This is a genomic window from Gordonia sp. LMA484 (genome assembly GCF_058129505.1).
Window position 1 is genome coordinate 1,600,242 of record NZ_CM176700.1, and the last position, 19,167, is coordinate 1,619,408.

Here is a 19,167-nt window from a genome sequence, read left to right on the forward strand (position 1 = left end):
CCGCACGCCTCTCTGCTGCTCGGGGAGTAGGCGCGATGCGGTGGTCGGGCCGTCCGTCCGCTGGTCGGGTAGTAGGCGTGTCCGTTGGTCGGGTCGTCTGTCCGTTGGTCGAGTCTGTGTATCGAGACCCCCCATGCACCACGACATGAACGCCGACCGCACCATCGCCGGGCGAACGCGATGACCGTACAGGCCATGTCACCCGCCCTGACGCCGCTTGTCACGGGATAGTTGTGAGAATACAATCGTTGTATGCCTACAACTGACTCGCCACGTCGGGCAGTCACGTCGACGACGCCGACCGCGACGGAGCTGTGGTTCGCGATGAACAGCCTGGTTCGTGACCACGCCGCCGAGCCCCGCGCCCGTATCGACGCGAGGGTCGACATGCCGTTCAGTCGCTTCCGAGCGCTGCGTCGCATCGCTGTGCGCGACATGACGCAAACCGATCTGGCCAAGCGGCTGGGTATCGACGCACCTGCGGCCAGCGTCATCGTGAACGACCTGGTGGATCGGGGACTGGTCACCCAGGAGCCTCACCCCACTGATCGGCGATTCAAGGTGGTCACTGCCACCGAAGAGGGTCGCCGGATCGTCGACTCGGTGGTCGCCGACCCCGCTATCGCGCCGGACATGTTCACCGCGCTCGATGATGACCAGCGGCAGCAACTCGGCCGACTGCTCGACCTGCTCCGGGAGGCCGCCGACTCATGAACACTTCTGTTGCGACCGCGTCGATGTCGGAGGCATCGAGCCTGAGTCCACGGCGTCGCATGGTGATCCTGACCACCTGCTGCCTCAGCCTGTTCATCGTCGGGATCGATGTGTCGGGCGTGAATGTCGCACTGCCGTCCATCAGTTCGGACCTCGGTGCGTCTGCCTCACAGCTGCAGTGGGTGATCGACGCGTACACACTGGTCATCGCCAGCCTGTTGATGCTCGGGGGTTCTCTCGGAGATCGCTTCGGTCGCCGACGTGTCTTCCAGACCGGACTGGTCGTCTTCGGCCTGGGCTCGATTCTGTGTTCGCTCGCGGTGTCACCCGAGATGCTCATCGGGGCGCGGATGCTCCAGGCCATCGGTGGGGCGATGTTGAATCCCGTGGCCATGTCGATCATCACCAACACCTTCACCGAGCCGAAGGAGCGTGCACGGGCGATCGGAATGTGGGGCGCCGCGATCGGTGTCAGCATGGCCCTCGGACCGCTGGTGGGTGGGGCCCTGGTTGACGGAATCGGCTGGCAGGCGATCTTCTGGCTCAATGTGCCGGTGTGTATCGCGGCTTTCGTCCTGACCGCGATCTTCGTGCCCGAATCGAAGGCCGAGCACGCGCGGCGACCGGATCCGGCCGGACAACTGCTGATCCTGGCGTTTCTCGCCACAGTCACCTACGCGATCATCGAGGGCCGCACCCGCGGCTGGGAATCGGGTGTGGTGATCGGCTGCTTCGCCATCGCCGCATTCGCCTTCGTGGGCCTGCTGGTGGTCGAATCCCGGCGGCGCGAACCACTTCTGGACCTGCGGTTCTTCCGCAGTATCCCGTTCAGCAGTTCGGTGATCAGCGCGATGCTCGCGTTCAGCGCCATGGGCGGCTTCCTCTTCCTGAACACCCTCTATCTGCAGCAGGTCCGCGGGCTGACGCCGTTCGAAGCCGGTCTGATGACGTTGCCGATGGCTGCGGCGAACGCGGTCCTGTCGCCGGTCTCAGGCAGGCTTGTCGGCAGTCGGGGAGCCCGGACGCCGATGGTCATCGCGGGCATTGCGGTGGCGATCAGCGGGTTGATGCTCACACAGGCGGGCAACGACACCAGCATGTGGTACCTGGGCGTTGCCTATCTGGTGCTCGGCACGGGTATGGGCCTGGTCAATGCGCCGATCACCAACGCCGCGGTGTCCGGGATGCCGAGATCCCAGGCAGGCGTCGCGTCGGCAATCGCATCGACGAGCCGCCAGGTCGGCACATCCCTCGGGGTGGCGGTGTTCGGAACGCTCGCGTTCGCCGACACAACCGCCGGGACGGGCCGGCTCGCCGGTGCTGCCGGCCCCGTCTGGTTCATCATGGCGTTGTGTGGCGTCGGCATCTTCGTCGTCGGGATCGTGTCCACGAGTCGATGGGCAAAGGCAACAGCTGAGCGCACCCGAGAGCGGATCCTGGCCTCCACGACCGCTTGAGCAGCGCTGTGAACCTCCCAGCGCTCTGACACCGCGCCCACAGCTTCGACTCGCACAGTGGGTGCATGACCGTGGCCGATCCTGTCCAGACCCGTACTCGTCCCGCTCCAAACCCCGGTCCCGTCACAACGACGGGCCCGGCGGCGTCATCCCCGCCCCGATGGCTGCGATGGCTCGTTCTCGCAGCGATCATCGCTGTCGCCATCGGAATCCGCTGTTGCTTCCTAGACATCGAGACCCTCGACTACCGCGCCTTCCTCAGCCGCTGGTACGACACCCTCGACAGCCAGGGCTTCGGTGCGTTCCGGGAGAAGTTCGCGGACTACAACTACCCGTATCTGTACCTGATCTGGCTGCTCACCGTGCTCAACGTCCCGGCACTCGTGGGCATCAAGGCGATCTCGATCATCTTCGACTTCGTCCTCGGATTCTTCGCCTACCGCATCGTCGGGCTGCGTACCGACCGGTTCTGGTTGCGTGCACTGGCCTTCACGGTGATGGTTCTTCTCCCGTCGGTCATCGCGAACAGCTCTTATTGGGGCCAGGCCGACGCGATCTACTCGGCCTGTGCGCTCGGCGGTGTCTACTTCCTGATGCGCGCGCAACGCGACTCGGTGCGCCCGAACTCGGTGCGCCCGAACTCGGTGCGCCCGAACTCGGCGCGCTGGAGCTCCTTGTGGGCGTGCGTCCTGTTCGGGCTCGCCCTCTCCTTCAAGCTCCAGGCGATCTTCGTGCTGCCGGTCCTGGCATGGCTGCTGATCCGTCGTCGCCTGCCCTGGTACACAGTGCTCGCGATCCCGGCCGTCTACCTGCTGCTGGATGTACCGGCGATCATCGCGGGTGCGCCGTGGCAGACGGCGTTGTCGGTCTATCTCGACCAGACCGACAGCTACAAGCAGCTGACACTCGGCGCGGCCAACCTCTACCAACTCATCCCGATCGCCGGTGACGCCACCTGGCTCGCCCATCTCGGGATCGCCGCAGCGGCAGCGGTGATCGTGGGCTTTCTCGCCTGGTCGATCTGGAAGAAGCCGGTGGTGACCCCGACCTCGATATTGGTGGTCGCCACCGCGTCGGCGGTCATCGTGCCGTTCCTCCTACCGGCGATGCATGACCGCTACTTCTTCACCGCCGAGGTACTGAGTGTGGTGATGGCGTTCTACCTCCCGCTGCGCTTCGTCCTGATCCCCGTCCTCATCCAGGCGGCGGCGATCGGTGTCTACCACTCGTCACTGACCGGCGACCAGGGGCAGATGATGGGCGGTGGTGCCCACGGCGGTGCCATGGGCAGCGGTGGTCACGGCGGCCCACCGGGCGCAGGCGCTACCGGTCGGAGCGCTCCGGCCGGCCCAGGCTCGGGCGGCCCGGTGACAGGTGACGCGGGCGGCCCAGCGCACGGTCGCGCAGCCGGCGGCCCGGTCGCCGGCGGTGGATCGAGCGCCGGCGGTGGATCGAGCGCCGGCGGAGACGGGTACAGCTCTGGCCGCGGCGACACCGCCTTGTCGATCTACGCCTCGATGATGGGGCTCGCCGTACTCGGCGTCGGATACGCCGTCGTCGACACGCTGCGTCGTTCGCGGAAGCTCGCACTGCGCGCGCGGCCCTGATCCGACCACCACCTGATGGTCCGGTCGACGATCGGTCCCGGCGTCCGTACCCACTGCACGTGTCCGACCGACCCGCCGGGAGGACAATCATCGGCGGTGTAGGTCCAGGTGGTGCGGACCTCGGGATCGAATCGGCGCTCGAACAACTCGGCCGCGGGCGAGGTCACCAGCCGGTCCTCCGCGAGCCGCACGGCGAGGATCGGGATACCGATGAGGTCATCGCCGTCGAACGGCGCCCGCCCGGTGCGGACCATGCGCGCCCATTCACGCATCAAGGTCCGCGGTGCGGGGGCGCCGAAACCCGGGGTCGGCCAATGACCGATAGCCGCGGTGACGATCGGGACGGCGGTCGCGGTGCCGAACTCGACGATCCCGCCGCGCGGATAGTGGCGGAACCACGGCACCGACGCCGCGACCGTGACCACAGCGTCCGGGCACATGTCGTCGCCACGGGTGCCGAGCACCGCACACAACTGAGCCCCCAGACTGTGGCCGAGAACGAGAACAGGACGTGACGGATCATCGGCACGCGCCCGCGCGACGGCCGCGCCGAGGTCGTCGGCCTCGTCGGCGTATGACCAGTCGTTCGCACGCGAAGGACTCTTCGCGTGGTCGCCGATGCCGCGCCGGTCGACCGTGGTGGCCGCCCAACCTTCGTGGGCGAATGCCTCGACGAGCGGGCGGTAGTAGCGTCCCGGTACCGCCATCGCCGGAGAGATGAGCACGAGGGGCACATCGTTAGGATTCATGGACACCAGAGTCACGCTGATCGGGAGGCGGATCCACTACCTGACAGGTAATCGAATCAGGGCGGCCCGCTGCCATACGATGACCGACATGGCGGTCGGAGTGGGCACGATGTTGCGGCAGTGGCGGTCGCATCGGTCGATCAGCCAACTCGACCTCGCCTACGACGTGGGAGTCTCGCCACGGCATCTGAGTTTCGTCGAGACGGGCAAATCGACACCGAGCCCGGCACTCCTCGAGGCACTCTCCACCCGCCTCGACATCCCGCTGCGCGAACGAAATGCGCTGCTGCTCGCCGCCGGCCACGCGCCCCGCTACACCGAGCAGTCGCTCGACGCGGCCGCGATGAGCCGTATCCGCGGGTCAGTTCAGCGAATCCTGGACGCGCACAATCCATATCCCGGTCTGGCGCTGGACCGAAGCTGGAATGTCGTGTTGGCCAACGACTCCGCAGCCCAGCTCGCCGGGCTCCTGCCCGACCACCTGCAGGGCCCACCGTTCAATCTGTTCCGCGCGTCGTTGCATCCCGAGGGATTCGCTCGTGTGACGGTCAATCTCGATGCGTGGGCGGGGTATCTCGTCGACACACTGCGGCGTCTCGTCCGGTTGACCGGAGATCCACGACTGACCGCGCTGGAACGTGAGGTGCGCGACTATGACACGGTGGCCGATCTCGACCGGCGCACGACGTCGGCCAACCATCCGGCTGAACCGACCCTGCTCGTTCCGTTCGAGTTGCGGTTCGGTGATCAGGTGCTGTCATTCTTCACCACGCTGACGACCTTCGGCACCCCGCGCGACATCACCCTCGAAGAGATGACAATCGAACTGTTCTACCCGGCGGATGAGACCACCGAACGCGCGGTTGCGATGATGCAGGGGTGAGTAGACCCGCACCGCAGGCCCCGGCCGCAGTCCTCTGGGATATGGACGGCACGCTGCTCGACTCCGAACCCCTGTGGGACATCGCGATGGTCGACCTCGCCGTGCGCCACGGCATCGTGATGTCGCCACGCCTACGTGAGTCCACCCTCGGCAACTCGCTGCCGGACGCGATCGCGAAGGTTCATGACGCCGCACAACTCACCCCTGCCGAGCGCGATCCCGACGGCGACGCCCGGTGGATGCTCGATCACGTGGCGGTGCTGTTCTCGAAGGGCCTGCCATGGCGCCCCGGGGCGCTCGCGGCGCTCGAGCTGGTCGCCGACGCGGAACTGCCCATGGTGCTGGTCACGAACACGGTGCGTGAGCTCACCGAGGTCGCGCTCGACACGTTGGGCCGAAGCCGGTTCACCGCGACGGTCTGTGGCGACGAGGTGCCCACGGGAAAGCCGGCGCCCGATCTCTACCTGCGTGCTGCCGCACTGCTGGGCCGCGCGCCGTCGGAGTGTCTCGCCGTGGAGGACTCACCGACCGGCACCGTCGCCGCCACCGCGGCGGGATGTCCGACGCTGGTCGTGCCGTCGGCCGCCGTCGTACCGCCGGGTGCGCTGCGCAGCTTCCGGAAATCGTTGGTCGACCTCACCGTCGACGATCTGGTCGATGCCTGGACCGGCCAGCACCCCGGCCACCGTTCCGACGATCGTGACGTGCCAAGATAGGGGATCGTGAAGACATTCGAGGATCTGTTCGCCGAACTGAGCGAGAAGGCACAGAGCCGTCCCGCCGGGAGTGGCACGGTCGCCGCCCTCGACTCCGGGGTTCACACCCTCGGCAAGAAGGTCATCGAGGAGGCGGGCGAGGTCTGGCTCGCGGCCGAACACGAGTCGGACGAATCCCTCGGTGAGGAGATCTCGCAGCTGCTCTACTGGGTCCAGGTGATGATGATCAAACGTGGTCTCTCCCTCGAGGACGTCTACCGACATCTGTGACCGGCCGGCCCGGACATCTGTACTTCTCATCCAGACTCACCACGTACTCCCGAAGGAACAGCCATGCTGCGAGTTGCCGTGCCCAACAAGGGTGCGCTCTCCGAGTCCGCGGCCACCATTCTCGCCGAGGCGGGCTATCGGAAACGATCGGACTCCAAAGACCTCACCGTGCTCGACAACGCCAACGACGTCGAGTTCTTCTTTCTCCGGCCCAAGGACATCGCCATCTATGTCGGCGCCGGAACCCTGGACCTCGGTATCACCGGCCGGGACCTCGCACGGGACTCGGGCGCCTCTGTCGACGAGCAGCTCTCGATGGGCTTCGGATCGTCGACGTTCCGCTACGCGGCGCCCTCGGACAGCACCTGGACGGTCGACGACCTCGCCGGCAAGCGGATCGCCACGTCGTATCCCAACCTCGTACGCGCCGATCTCGGCCGCCGGGGACTCGAGGCCGAGATCATCCGTCTCGACGGCGCCGTCGAGATCTCCATCCAGCTCGGCGTCGCCGACGCAATTGCCGACGTCGTGGGCTCCGGTCGCACGCTGCGTCAACACGGACTCGCCGCGTTCGGTGAGTCGCTGTGTGACTCCGAGGGCGTGCTGATCTCCCAGGCCGGAGTGGACCAGGGCAAGGCGGCGCGACAGTTCGTCGCGCGCGTGCAGGGCGTCGTGTTCGGCCAGCAGTACGTGATGATCGACTACGACTGCCCGCTGACGCTGCTCGAGGAGGCGTCCAAACTGACGCCGGGCCTGGAGTCGCCGACGGTGGCGCCGATGGCGGACCCCAACTGGGTCGCCGTGCGTGCGATGGTTCCGCGCAAGGTGCACCAGAGCCTCATGGACGAGCTGTCCGAACTGGGTGCAAAGGCCATCCTGGCCACCGACATCCGCTCCTGTCGGTTCTGAAGCCGATTCGCTGGAGGAGAGGGCGGTACCTGCGGGTGTCGCTACGGAGTCGGGTTCAGCAGCACCGTCTGGGCGGATCGGCCGATGAAGCCGTCGGCGTCGTAGAGGTCGGCGAACGTCGCACCGAAGCCGTGGGGCCCTTGCACCATGTCGGCGTCGATACCCACCCACGGTCCGCTCGGCACCCGGGTCAGATGCACGGTGGTGTCGGTGTTCATCCAGGTCCACTCGTCGACCCGTAAGCGTGTGCCGACTCCGTTCGCGATGTCGATGACGGTGAAGATCGACTCCAGATCGGAGATCTCTTCACCGCCGACCAGCGGGATCGCGGGACGAATCCAGATGGCGGGAGTATCGCCGGTACGACCGTCGATCGTGGCCGACTCGACAGAGCCGATGAACCCGACCGTGCCCCAGTCGACACCGAGGTCGGCACTCTCGGTGACCCCCCGCACGGGGGTGAGGTCGGCGGGCACGGGGGACAACGGTGCCGGGGTCTCGACGATCGCCGCCGTGTCGGCGGTGCGCAACCGCCAGCCGACCGAGCGGGCGGCCAGTCGGAACGAACCGTCGGGTTGCTGGACCTCCAGGTCGGTCCCGACCAGACTGATCTGCCGGCCCGGCCTGATGACCTCGGCCCGGATACGGTTCACACCCAACCCGATCGGTCCGAGGATCTCGGTCGTCACCCGGGTGAACCGTTGGTCGGGGTTCGGGTCGCACCGCAGCAACGATCGCATCATCAGTCCGGACGGTGGCCCACCGTGCTGCATGGTCGACGCCCACACGCTCTGCGTCGCGTCGCTGGGCTGAAAGTACTCGTAACCCGCATCGGGCTCCGATCGCGGCCCGTCGATCGGAACGTAGTAGCAGCTCTCCACGGGAGCCACCGTATGCCCATCGTCATAGTCGGCCGGAGCAGGGGGCCCGAACGGTGGGTTCAGGCGACAAACCCTGGCGGCGGGCCCGGATACGGCGGGATCTCGCCACCGAACTCCGGGCACCGCGCCTGGTGCTCGCACATACCGCACAGCCGTGATCGGCGGGGGCGGAAATCGCCGGATGCCACTGCCGAGCGGATCGCCGCCCAGATCGCCTTGAGGGTCCGGGCGAAGCGCTCGAGCTCCTCGCGGTCCGGGGTGTAGGTCAGTTGCTGGCCGTCAGATAGGTACATCAACTGCAGGCGTGCCGGCACCACGCCGCGGATGCGGAGGATCGCGAGGGCATAGAACTTCATCTGGAACAGGGCCTTTGCCTCGTAGGCCTCGCCGGGGGAGCGGCCGGTCTTGTAGTCGACGACCCGGATCTCACCGGTCGGCGCGACGTCGATGCGATCGATGAACCCGCGCATCAGGACGTCGTCCACATCGATCTCGACGTGCTCCTCGCACGCGTCGGCCTCGAACGCGGTCGGGTTCTCCATCGTGTAGTAGGTCGCGATGAGTTTCTGGGCCTCGGCGAGGAACCGCTCGGTCTGTCCTTCCCCGACGACGTCGGCGAGCTGCGGATCTCCCTCACACATCGCCGCCCAGGCGCCCTCGACGAGAAGGTCTGCACTTTCCTGTGTCCGAAGCTCGGCCGGCATATCGAAGAGATTCTCGAGGGCCGCGTGCACCACGGTTCCCCGCGTCTGCGCCTGCGTCGGAGTCTCCGGGAACCGGTCGATGGCGCGGTACCGGTAGAGCAGTGGACACTGTTTGAAATCGGCGGCCCGAGACGGTGACAGCGCCAGCGGCCGCCCGACCAGACCGCGGGCCGGGGGCTCGACATCGGCCGGCACGCCGGACCCGACATTCTCGGGGACAGCCCCAGCGTCAATCGTGGTAGTCACATTTGGCAGGGTAGGTCGCGACACTGACAGGTTCGGGGATGACACCCTGAACGGCCGGAAGGATCTCCAGAGACCGATGCCCACCACCGGCCCATTCGACGTGGGTGACCGCGTACAACTGACCGACGCCAAGGGACGGAAGTTCACTGTCCATCTCGAGGCGGGCAAGCAGTTCCACACCCATCGCGGCGCGATCGAACACGACGACCTCATCGGTGCTCCCGAGGGCAGCATCGTCGCCGCGACGAGCGGCACGCAGTACCTCGCCCTTCGTCCGTTGCTCGTCGACTATGTGCTGTCGATGCCGCGCGGCGCCCAAGTCATCTATCCGAAGGACGCAGCGCAGATCGTCACCGAGGGGGACATCTTCCCGGGTGCGCGTGTGCTCGAGGCGGGAGCCGGGTCCGGGGCATTGACCTGTTCGCTGTTGCGTGCCGTCGGTACCGAGGGCAGCGTCACGTCCTACGAGGTGCGCGACGACCATGCCGAGCACGCGGTCCGCAACGTCGAGACGTTCTTCGGCGGCCGGCCGCACAACTGGGAGCTGGTGGTCGATGATCTCGCCCACCTGGACGTTGCCGGACTGGCCACCGAGACCCTCTTCGATCGCGTCATCCTGGACATGCTCGCGCCCTGGGAGCCACTCGATGTGGTCCGAGGTGCGATAAAACCGGGCGGAGTCCTGATCATTTATGTGGCAACGGTCACGCAATTGTCGCGGATCATGGAAGCACTTCGTGACCAGGAATGCTGGACCGAACCCCGTGCGTGGGAATCGCTGGTACGGGAATGGAGCGCGGTCGGCCTGGCGGTGCGTCCGGAACACAAGATGCAGGGTCATACTGCCTTTTTGATCACGACACGCCGTCTGGCAGACGGCGTCGCGACCCTCCGTCCGCAACGTCGACCGACCCGGGGATGACGACGATCGGGTCTGCTCGGCACTAATTCCCTTTACCGAATGAAACGTCGCGAATACGTTGCGAAGACATAGATTTAACAAGTCGTCAACACCCATTGCTGCGCGGTACAGGGCGATTTCCCGTCCGCACCGGTAGCGTGGGGTTACGGCGCAAACACTCCACGTGAGCAGTGTTTGCCGGGGAGAGGAGTCAGCAATGACCGAATCTGACCGCCAAGGTGCCAGCGGCGCCGACCGCCTCGGGTCCTCGGGTGTGCCCGAGCCCGACGACACCGGCCAGATGCCCGAAGAGAGCTTCGTCCCGGCCTACGCGTCCCCCCTCGCTCGGCCCGAGTCATCTCGCGGCGACACGTTGCGCGGAAACTTCGCGCGGCCCGGCGATGCCACTGAGCTCCAGGAGCGGGTCGACAATCTGACCGCGCGGAACGCAAAGCTGCTCGATACCCTCAAGGAGGCCCGGCAGCAACTGGTCGCCCTGCGTGAGGAGGTCGACCGGCTCGGGCAGCCACCCAGCGGATACGGCGTGCTCCTCGACATCCACCCGGACACCACAGTGGATGTGTTCACGTCCGGGCGCAAGATGCGGCTGACCTGCTCGCCGAACATCGACATCGATGCGCTCCGCCGGGGCCAGACGCTGCGCCTCAACGAGGCGCTCACGATCGTCGAGGCCTGCGAGTACGACGCCGTCGGGGAGATCAGCACGCTGCGCGAGATCCTCGGCGACGGCCGTCGGGCCCTCGTCGTCGGTCACGCCGACGAAGAGCGTGTCGTCTGGCTGGCCGAGCCCCTGATGGGGGAGATCGACAGCGACGACGGCAAACGGCGCAAGCTACGTCCCGGCGACTCACTGCTCATCGACACCAAGGCCGGCTTCGCGTTCGAGCGCGTGCCGAAGGCCGAGGTCGAGGACCTGGTCCTGGAAGAGGTGCCCGACGTCGGGTACGAGGACATCGGTGGCCTGGGCCGTCAGATCGAGCAGATCCGCGACGCCGTCGAGTTGCCGTTCCTGCACAAGGACCTGTTCCGTGACTACGCGCTGCGCCCACCCAAGGGTGTGCTGCTCTACGGTCCTCCCGGCTGCGGCAAGACGCTGATCGCCAAGGCGGTGGCGAACTCGCTCGCGAAGAAGATCGCTCAGGTGCGTGGCGACGATGCCAAGGAAGCGAAGTCGTACTTCCTGAACATCAAGGGTCCCGAGCTGCTCAACAAGTTCGTGGGTGAGACCGAGCGCCACATCCGCCTGATCTTCCAGCGTGCGAGGGAGAAGGCCTCCGAGGGCACACCGGTGATCGTGTTCTTCGACGAGATGGACTCGATCTTCCGTACCCGTGGATCGGGTGTGTCGTCGGACGTCGAGACCACCGTCGTGCCGCAGCTGCTCAGCGAGATCGACGGTGTCGAGGGCCTGGAGAACGTGATCGTCATCGGTGCCTCCAACCGCGAGGACATGATCGATCCGGCGATCCTGCGCCCGGGCCGTCTGGACGTGAAGATCAAGATCGAACGCCCGGACGCCGAATCGGCCATGGACATCTTCTCCAAGTACCTGGTGGAGGGCCTGCCGGTGCACGCCGACGATCTCAACGAGTTCGGCGGCGACCGCACGGCGTGCGTGAACGCGATGATCGAGCGGGTCGTGGAGCGGATGTACGCCGAAAGCGACGACAACCGGTTCTTGGAGGTCACCTACGCCAACGGCGACAAGGAGATCATGTACTTCAAGGACTTCAATTCGGGCGCGATGATCCAGAATGTCGTCGACCGCTCGAAGAAGTACGCGATCAAGTCGCAACTCGAGACGGGGCAGCCGGGGCTGCGGGTGCAGCACCTGTTCGACTCCATCCTCGACGAGTTCGCCGAGAACGAGGACCTGCCGAACACCACCAACCCCGACGACTGGGCGCGGATCTCCGGCAAGAAGGGCGAGCGGATCGTCTACATCCGGACGTTGGTCACCGGCAAGAGCGCAGGTGCGAGCCGCGCGATCGACACCGAGACGAACACCGGTCAGTACCTGTAGCGCAGTCTCAATCCCTCACGTCTGCACCCCCGGTCCCGATAGAGGGTCCGGGGGTGCAGACGTTGATCCCGAGGCCTGGACGTGATCACGGCGGGGGTGTGGAGGTGACCCCGGTTTGTGCAGAAGGGCTGGGGGCTGGTGTGGAGGTGACCCCGGTTTGTGCAGAAGGTCTGGGGGCTGGTGTGGAGGTGACCTCCGGTTTGTGCAGAAGGGCTGGGGGCTGGTGTGGAGGTGACCTCCGGTTTGTGCAGAAGGGCTGGGGGCTGGTGTGGAGGTGACCCCGGGTTTGTGCAGAAGGGCTGGGGGCTGGTGTGGAGGTGACCCCGGGTTTGTGCAGAAGGGCTGGGGGCTGGTGTGGAGGTGACCCCGGGTTTGTGCAGAAGGGCTGGGGGCTGGTGTGGAGGTGACCCCGGGTTTGTGCAGAAGGGCTGGGGGCTGGTGTGGACGTGACCCCGGGTTTGTGGAGAAGGTCTGGAGCGCTGGTGTGGACGTGACCCCCGGTCCCTGAGGAGGTCCGGAGCGCTAGCGGAGGACCGTCACGAAGGGCGGCCCTTCGTGACGCATCCTCACAGGCTCGGAGGCTCCTCAGGGATCGGGTGGTGGCGCTCGCAGGCTCGGAGGCTCCTCAGGGACCGGGTTGGTGTTCGGAGCACGGAGAGCTATTGCCCGCGGTTCGTGAAGAAGGTCTTGCCGCGTGGGTGAGTTGTGACCCCGGGTCGTGGTGTTCGTCGGCTCCGGAAAGGCTCGGGGCGAGCCTCGTCTCAGATGCCTCCACCGGCGACGAGTTCGACCCGACTCGGGCCGGCGTCTTCTGCCGTGCCGACCGGATAGCGGACCAACCCGAGTTCGGCGTCGTCGGACAACTGTGCGTGGCGAGGGAGTACTCGCGCCGTGTAGCCGTGGCGTCCGGACCGTGCCGGCACTACGGTCGCGACGAAAAGGGTGCGGCCCGACGGATCGGCGTTGCCGGTCGGGGTCATCTGGGCGACAACCGGATCGACGATCTCACCATCGTCGGTGACCCGCCCCACCAGCGCCTGCACACACACCTGATCCGGCCCGAGTTCGCCGAGCGCGACGTGCGCGGTCAGTGTGAGGCTCACCCGTTGCGGGCTGTCGGCCTCCAGGGTGTCGCCCGAACCCGCCTCATCGATCCCGGCGATCTGCACCGCGGGCCAGGTCTGCTCGAGCACCCGCCGGTACTGCGCGAGATCGCGCGCAGGCGCGCATCCGTCGGCGCAGATCGACGCGAACTGGTCTGCGGCCGGACCGTAGAGGGCGATGGTGTAGTCGCGCACCATTCGCGTCGCCTGTACGCGCGGCCCGAGTTCGCTCACGGTGTGGCGCACCATCTCCACCCAGCGTTCCGGCACCCCCTCGGGCGATCGGTTGTAGAACAACGGGATCACCGTTTCCTCGAGCAACACATATAGGGCTTCGGCCTCCAGATCGTCGCGGCGATGCTCGTCGGTGACACCCTCGGCCGACGGGATGGCCCAACCGTTCTCACCGTCGGCCATCTCATCCCACCACCCGTCCAGGATCGACAGATTCAGGCCGCCGTTGAGTGCGGACTTCATGCCGGAGGTGCCACATGCCTCCATCGGGCGCACCGGATTGTTCAGCCAGACATCGCAGCCCGCGTAGATGTCGCGGGCCATGGAGATGTCGTAGTCGGGCAGGAACACGATCCGGTCGCGCAACTCGGGATCCTCGGTGAACCGCACCACCTGCTGGATCAACGACTTGCCGCCGTCGTCCGCGGGATGCGCCTTACCGGCGATCACCAACTGCACGGGCCGATCCGGGTCGGTGAGAATGCGGCGCATCCGATCGGGGTCGCGCAGCATCAGTGTCAGTCGCTTGTAGGTCGCGGCACGGCGTGCGAAACCGATCGTGAGCGCTGCCGGGTCGAAGATGTCAGTGGTCCATCCCAGTTCGGCGTCGGTGAATCCGCGGTCACGTGCGCTGTCGAAGGCGCGCCGACGGACCTCGTCGACGAGCCCGGCGCGCAGTTCGGACCGGATCTGCCAGATCTCATCGGACGGCATCCCCGACACGACGCGCGCTTCGGCTTCCTCGTCCCCGGCAGCGAGATCCAACCATCGACGCGCGGTCCACGTTGGCCCGTGCACGCCGTTGGTGACCGCGCCGATCGGCACCTCGTCGGCGTCGAATCCCGGCCACAGGTCGGCGAACATCTCCCGACTGACCGCGCCATGCAGCTGGGACACCCCGTTGCTGCGCTGCCCAAGCCGAAAACCCATGTGTGCCATGTTGAACACGCCGGGATCCGCCTCGTCGCCGAGGTCGAGAACGGTGTCCACCGGAAGCCCGGGGAGGAGCCGGGAGATCCCGTCGTCGTCGGCATCGAGGTAGTACCGCACCATGTCACGCGGGAACCGGTCGATGCCGGCGGGAACCGGGGTGTGGGTGGTGAAGATGTTCGACGCCCGCACCACCGCCTCGGCTGTGTCGAAGTCGAGAACGGGGGGCGGCTCGTCGCCGGCGAGCCGTGTCGGGTTGGTGAGCTCGCGGACACGCTCGACGCCGAGGAACCCGGCATGTCCCTCATTCATGTGGAACACGGTCGGTTCCGGCCGCCCGCTGAGCCCGATGTAGGCGCGGACCGCGCGTACCCCGCCGACCCCGAGGAGGATCTCCTGCTTGATCCGATGGTCTTGGTCGCCGCCGTAGAGGCGGTCGGTGACGCTACGCAGCTCCTCGTCGTTCATCGGGACGTCCGAGTCGAGGAGCAGCAGCGGAATCCGCCCGACCATGGCGATCCACACCTGGGCGTCGAGCGTGCGGCCCCCGGGCATCGAGACGGTGATGATCACCGGCTCGTCGCCATCGGTGAGCGGGACAAGCGGTGACGACGTCGGATCATTGACCGGGTAGCGCTCGACCTGCCATCCGTCGTGCGACAGGCTCTGGTGGAAATAACCGGACCGATAGAACAGTCCCACCCCGATCAGCGGCAGACCCAGGTCCGACGCCGCCTTGAGGTGGTCGCCTGCCAGGATGCCGAGTCCGCCCGAGTAGATGGGCAGGACCTCGGAGATGCCGAACTCCATCGAGAAGTACGCGATCCCTTGCGCCGCGAGGTTTTCCGAGCCGGTCGAACTCTCCCCGAACCAGCGGGGCCCGCACAGGTAATCGTCGAGGTCGGCCGCGGTCGATGCCAGACGCGCGAGGAAATCGGGGTCGGCGGCGAGATCGGTGAAGCGCTGCGGCTCGACCTCGGCCAGCAGTCGCAGCGGATCGCCCGTGTCGTGCCACAGGTCGGGGTCGATGGTGGCGAACAGATCCTGGGTGGGGGCGTGCCACACCCAACGAAGGTTGTGGGCGAGGCGGGACAGGTCGGCGAGCTCGACGGGCAGCGGCACCCGAACCGTGAACCGGCGGAAGGCTTTCACCGAGTAGACGCTACCCAGCCGGGACCGAGGGTGCGACCGCTACCGGATGAACATCTAGGCTCGTACCATGCAGCGAATCATCGGTACCGAGGTCGAGTACGGGATCTCCGCGCCCGGCGACCCGACCGCGAACCCGATCATGACCTCCACGCAGGCAGTTCTCGCGTACGCCGCGGCCGCCGGGGTGCCCCGTGCCAAGCGGACACGGTGGGACTACGAGGTGGAATCACCACTCCGCGACGCCCGCGGATTCGATCTCGGCCGGGGTTCGGGTCCCGCCCCGATCATCGATGCCGACGAGATCGGCGCCGCGAACATGATCCTGACCAACGGCGCCCGGCTCTACGTCGACCATGCGCATCCGGAGTACTCGGCACCCGAGGTCACCGACCCGATGGACGCGGTCATCTGGGACAAGGCCGGGGAGCGGGTCATGGAGGCAGCCGCCCGGCACGTCGCGAGCGTGCCCGGAGCCCCGCGTCTGCAGCTCTACAAGAACAACATCGACGGCAAGGGCGCCTCCTACGGCACCCACGAGAACTACCTGATGAATCGTGAGACCCCGTTCACCGCGGTGATCGCAGGTCTCACCACGTTCTTCGCGTCGCGGCAGATCTTCACCGGTGCGGGCCGGGTCGGCATCGGTCAGTCCGGCGACGAGGCCGGCTACCAGTTGTCGCAGCGATCGGACTACATCGAGGTCGAGGTGGGACTGGAGACCACCCTCAAACGCGGCATCATCAACACCCGCGACGAGCCGCACGCCGACCCCGAGCGCTATCGGCGCCTGCACGTCATCATCGGCGACGCGAATCTCGCCGAGACCGCCACGTACCTGAAGGTGGGCACCACCGCGCTGGTCCTCGACCTGATCGAGGCCGGCGTCGACTTCTCCGACATCGAGCTGGCCCGTCCGGTACAGGCCGTGCACACCATCAGCCACGATCCCGGCCTGACGACGACCGTCGCGCTCACCGACGGCCGCGAACTGACCGCACTGGCCCTGCAGCGTGAGTACCTCGAACGGTGCATGAAGTTCCACGACGCCGAGCACAGCGACGACACCCGGGCCGCCCACGTGTTGGAGACCTGGGCCGACGTGCTGGACCGACTCGAGCGCGACCCGATGGAGTGCGCCGACATCCTGGACTGGCCGGCAAAACTGCGCATCCTCGAGGGTTTCCGACAGCGCGAGGGGTTGGGGTGGTCGGCACCGCGGCTGCAGCTGATCGATCTGCAGTACTCCGACGTCCGCCTCGACAAGGGTCTGTACAACCGGCTCGTCGCCCGCGGTTCGATGAAGCGACTCGTCGACGAGAACGACGTGATGCGGGCGATCAGTGAGCCCCCGCAGAACACCCGGGCGTACTTCCGTGGGGAATGCCTGCGGCGGTTCGGCGCCGATGTCGCGGCCGCGAGCTGGGACTCGGTCATCTTCGATCTGGGCGGCGATTCCCTGGTGCGCATCCCCACCCTGGAACCGTTGCGCGGCAGCCGGGCCCATGTCGGCAAGCTGTTGGACTCGGTGCACTCCGCCGCCGAACTCGTCGATCAGCTCACGACCACCTGACGCGCCGCGGCCACATGCGTGTTCGCTTCCGCCCGCGGCGCGGCGCGCACCGGTAGGGTGTGGAATACGCGGTTTTTCAGATGCGACCGTGTCGGCGTCGCGTCGACGCCCGACAGGGCGGATCGGGCCGGGCACGCAGCGAGCGGGTTCGGTGAGTCGAAGGAGGCAGCAGATGGCGCAGGAACAGACCAAGCGCGGTGGTGGCGACGACGATGGTGACATCGGCTCGGACGGCAGTGCCGGTCAGGAACGCCGCGAGAAGCTGGCCGAGGACACCGACGACCTGCTCGACGAGATCGACGACGTGCTCGAGGAGAACGCTGAGGACTTCGTGCGCGCGTACGTGCAGAAAGGCGGCCAGTGAGCGACCGGTTCTCCTCACCAGGTTCCTCAAACACGTTCCACTCCACGCACCCGCTGCGCGCGGACATCTCGTCGTTCACCGAGTACCTGCGGGAGCATGCGCCTGAACAGCTTCCGCACAATCGCGTCGATCCGATGAGCATCCGCACGGACGTGGCGGCCGAGATCCCGCACGGAACGACGATCGTGGCGGTGTCGTATCCGGGTGGGGTCGTGCTGGCAGGTGACCGGCGGGCCACGATGGGCAACCTCATCGCGACGCGTGATGTGCAGAAGGTGTTCGTCACGGACGAGTATTCGGCTGCCGGCATCGCCGGAACAGCGGGTATCGCGATCGAGATGGTCCGGCTGTTCGCGGTGGAGCTCGAACACTACGAGAAGATCGAAGGGGTCCCGCTGACCCTCGACGGCAAGGTGAGTCGACTTGCATCGATGGTGCGCGGCAACCTCGGCGCGGCAATGCAGGGGCTGGCGGCGGTTCCGTTGCTGGTCGGGTTCGACATCGATCATGACGACCCCAACGAGCGTGGTCGCATCTTCTCGTTCGACATCGCCGGCGACCGGCACGAGGATTTCGGCGGCTATCAGGCGATCGGATCCGGTTCGGTATTCGCGAAATCATCGTTGAAGAAGCTGTTCAGATATGACCTCGATGCCGATTCCGCGCTGGCGGTGGCCATCGAGGCGCTCTATGACGCCGCCGACGACGACTCCGCGACCGGCGGACCCGACATCGTGCGCAAGATCTTCCCGACCGCGGTGACCGTGGGGGCGCAGGGCGCGACCGAGGTGGCACCCGAAGCGATCGAGGCCGCGGCCCGGGCAGTGGTCGAACGACGCGCCGCCGAGCATGAGGGGGAGGCGCGATGACATTCCCGTATTACGCCAGTGCCGAGCAGATCATGCGCGATCGCTCGGAGCTGGCGCGCAAGGGCATCGCCCGCGGCCGCAGCGTGATCGCGCTGACCTACGCCGACGGCGTGCTGTTCGTGGCGGAGAATCCGTCGAACACCTTGCGCAAGACGAGTGAGATCTACGACCGGATCGGTTTCGCCGCGGTCGGCAAGTACAACGAGTTCGAGAGTCTGCGCAAGGCCGGCATCCAGCTGGCCGACATGCGTGGTTACAGCTATGACCGCGCGGATGTGACCGCGTTGTCGCTGGCGAACACATATGCGAACGCGCTCGGTTCGGTATTCACCGAACAGGCCAAACCGTATGAGGTCGAACTCTGCGTCGCCGAGGTCGCCAAGTACGGGAAGCCACGGCCCTCGCAGCTGTACCGCATCTCCTACGACGGGTCGATCGCCGATGAGACGCGGTTTCTGGTGATGGGCGGCGCCAACGAGGCCATCACCACTGCGTTGCGGGAAAGCTACGAACCCGATCTCGACCTGTCCGCCGCAATCGCCGTCGCGGTGGCCGCGCTGGCCACGCCCGTCGACACCGGCAGCAGTTCGTCGGGCAGCTCGTCTCAGTCCTCGACCGAACCGCGCAAACTCGCCGCCTCCGACCTCGAGGTGGCGATCCTGGATCGCAATCGTCCGCGGCGCGCCTATCGACGGATCAACAATTCGGCCCTGGCAGATCTGATGCCGCCCGATGGCGAATCCGCCACGCCGGACGAGATCGCGAACGGTGGATCGGCGGACGCCGAAACCCCTCCGAGTGACCCGGAATCCTGACGTCGCGGACCGGCGACGCGACCACCCGTCGCGTCGCCCGGTCTGCGGG

17 protein-coding genes are annotated in these 19,167 nt (G+C 66.7%); 13 read left to right on the forward strand and 4 right to left on the reverse strand.

The window, feature by feature from the left end:
* The first annotated feature begins 252 nt into the window (after positions 1-252).
* The 3 genes from AC4AMJ_RS06805 to AC4AMJ_RS06815 all read left to right on the forward strand — a co-directional run bounded on the left by AC4AMJ_RS06805 (position 253) and on the right by AC4AMJ_RS06815 (position 3,778).
* A complete protein-coding gene (locus AC4AMJ_RS06805; RefSeq protein ID WP_489917588.1) occupies positions 253-714 on the forward strand; it encodes a MarR family winged helix-turn-helix transcriptional regulator in 462 nt (153 codons plus the stop codon).
* On the forward strand, positions 711-2,171 hold the full coding sequence (locus tag AC4AMJ_RS06810) for an MFS transporter (RefSeq protein ID WP_489895209.1): 1,461 nt from the start codon (positions 711-713) through the stop codon (positions 2,169-2,171). Before AC4AMJ_RS06805 ends, AC4AMJ_RS06810 begins: the two co-directional genes overlap by 4 nt.
* Before the next feature lie 65 nt (positions 2,172-2,236).
* Positions 2,237-3,778 (forward strand): hypothetical protein, encoded by a 1,542-nt coding sequence (locus AC4AMJ_RS06815; protein ID WP_489917589.1) that lies wholly within the window; start codon positions 2,237-2,239, stop codon positions 3,776-3,778.
* On the opposite strand, the gene AC4AMJ_RS06820 is transcribed toward AC4AMJ_RS06815, so the two are convergent.
* Positions 3,679-4,527, reverse strand: a complete 849-nt coding sequence (locus AC4AMJ_RS06820) for a serine aminopeptidase domain-containing protein (RefSeq protein WP_489917590.1) — start codon at positions 4,525-4,527, stop codon at positions 3,679-3,681. The two genes, AC4AMJ_RS06815 and AC4AMJ_RS06820, sit on opposite strands and share 100 nt — an antisense overlap.
* Before the next feature lie 88 nt (positions 4,528-4,615).
* On the opposite strand from AC4AMJ_RS06820, the gene AC4AMJ_RS06825 reads away from it, so the two are divergent.
* The 4 genes from AC4AMJ_RS06825 (at position 4,616) to hisG (ending at position 7,305) form a co-directional block, all read left to right on the forward strand.
* A complete protein-coding gene (locus tag AC4AMJ_RS06825) occupies positions 4,616-5,410 on the forward strand; it encodes an MmyB family transcriptional regulator (RefSeq protein WP_489917591.1) in 795 nt (264 codons plus the stop codon).
* Complete coding sequence (locus AC4AMJ_RS06830; RefSeq protein ID WP_489917592.1) at positions 5,407-6,126, forward strand: HAD family hydrolase; 720 nt, start codon at positions 5,407-5,409, stop codon at positions 6,124-6,126. The genes AC4AMJ_RS06825 and AC4AMJ_RS06830 overlap by 4 nt, the downstream gene beginning before the upstream one ends.
* A 6-nt stretch (positions 6,127-6,132) precedes the next feature.
* Positions 6,133-6,396 (forward strand): phosphoribosyl-ATP diphosphatase, encoded by a 264-nt coding sequence (locus AC4AMJ_RS06835; protein ID WP_489895214.1) that lies wholly within the window; start codon positions 6,133-6,135, stop codon positions 6,394-6,396.
* 63 nt (positions 6,397-6,459) lie between these two features.
* The gene (hisG, locus tag AC4AMJ_RS06840) at positions 6,460-7,305 is read left to right on the forward strand and encodes an ATP phosphoribosyltransferase (protein ID WP_489895215.1); all 846 of its coding nucleotides are present in this window, start codon (positions 6,460-6,462) and stop codon (positions 7,303-7,305) included.
* 41 nt (positions 7,306-7,346) lie between these two features.
* On the opposite strand, the gene AC4AMJ_RS06845 is transcribed toward hisG, so the two are convergent.
* Positions 7,347-8,186, reverse strand: a complete 840-nt coding sequence (locus tag AC4AMJ_RS06845) for a thioesterase family protein (RefSeq protein WP_489895216.1) — start codon at positions 8,184-8,186, stop codon at positions 7,347-7,349.
* 59 nt (positions 8,187-8,245) lie between these two features.
* Positions 8,246-9,085 carry a RecB family exonuclease gene (locus tag AC4AMJ_RS06850; RefSeq protein ID WP_489918386.1) on the reverse strand — a complete coding sequence of 280 codons (840 nt, stop codon included), beginning with the start codon at positions 9,083-9,085 and terminating at the stop codon, positions 8,246-8,248.
* 127 nt (positions 9,086-9,212) lie between these two features.
* Here AC4AMJ_RS06850 and AC4AMJ_RS06855 point away from each other — a divergent pair, with 127 nt between their 5' ends.
* Positions 9,213-10,058, forward strand: a complete 846-nt coding sequence (locus AC4AMJ_RS06855) for a tRNA (adenine-N1)-methyltransferase (protein WP_489895219.1) — start codon at positions 9,213-9,215, stop codon at positions 10,056-10,058.
* 196 nt (positions 10,059-10,254) lie between these two features.
* Entirely contained in the window at positions 10,255-12,081 is a 1,827-nt protein-coding gene (gene arc / locus AC4AMJ_RS06860; RefSeq protein WP_489895221.1) for a proteasome ATPase, read from the forward strand.
* 761 nt (positions 12,082-12,842) lie between these two features.
* On the opposite strand, the gene glgP is transcribed toward arc, so the two are convergent.
* Positions 12,843-15,500: an alpha-glucan family phosphorylase gene (gene glgP, locus AC4AMJ_RS06865; protein WP_489917593.1), complete on the reverse strand. Its 2,658-nt coding sequence runs from the start codon at positions 15,498-15,500 to the stop codon at positions 12,843-12,845.
* A gap of 67 nt (positions 15,501-15,567) precedes the next feature.
* On the opposite strand from glgP, the gene dop reads away from it, so the two are divergent.
* The 4 genes from dop (at position 15,568) to prcA (ending at position 19,118) form a co-directional block, all read left to right on the forward strand.
* A complete protein-coding gene (gene dop / locus AC4AMJ_RS06870) occupies positions 15,568-17,070 on the forward strand; it encodes a depupylase/deamidase Dop (protein WP_489895225.1) in 1,503 nt (500 codons plus the stop codon).
* Between the two features lie 172 nt (positions 17,071-17,242).
* Positions 17,243-17,434: a ubiquitin-like protein Pup gene (locus AC4AMJ_RS06875; protein ID WP_124707286.1), complete on the forward strand. Its 192-nt coding sequence runs from the start codon at positions 17,243-17,245 to the stop codon at positions 17,432-17,434.
* Positions 17,431-18,303 (forward strand): proteasome subunit beta, encoded by an 873-nt coding sequence (gene prcB / locus AC4AMJ_RS06880; protein WP_489895227.1) that lies wholly within the window; start codon positions 17,431-17,433, stop codon positions 18,301-18,303. Before AC4AMJ_RS06875 ends, prcB begins: the two co-directional genes overlap by 4 nt.
* Positions 18,300-19,118, forward strand: a complete 819-nt coding sequence (prcA, locus tag AC4AMJ_RS06885; protein WP_489917594.1) for a proteasome subunit alpha — start codon at positions 18,300-18,302, stop codon at positions 19,116-19,118. Before prcB ends, prcA begins: the two co-directional genes overlap by 4 nt.
* The last annotated feature ends 49 nt before the right edge of the window (positions 19,119-19,167 follow it).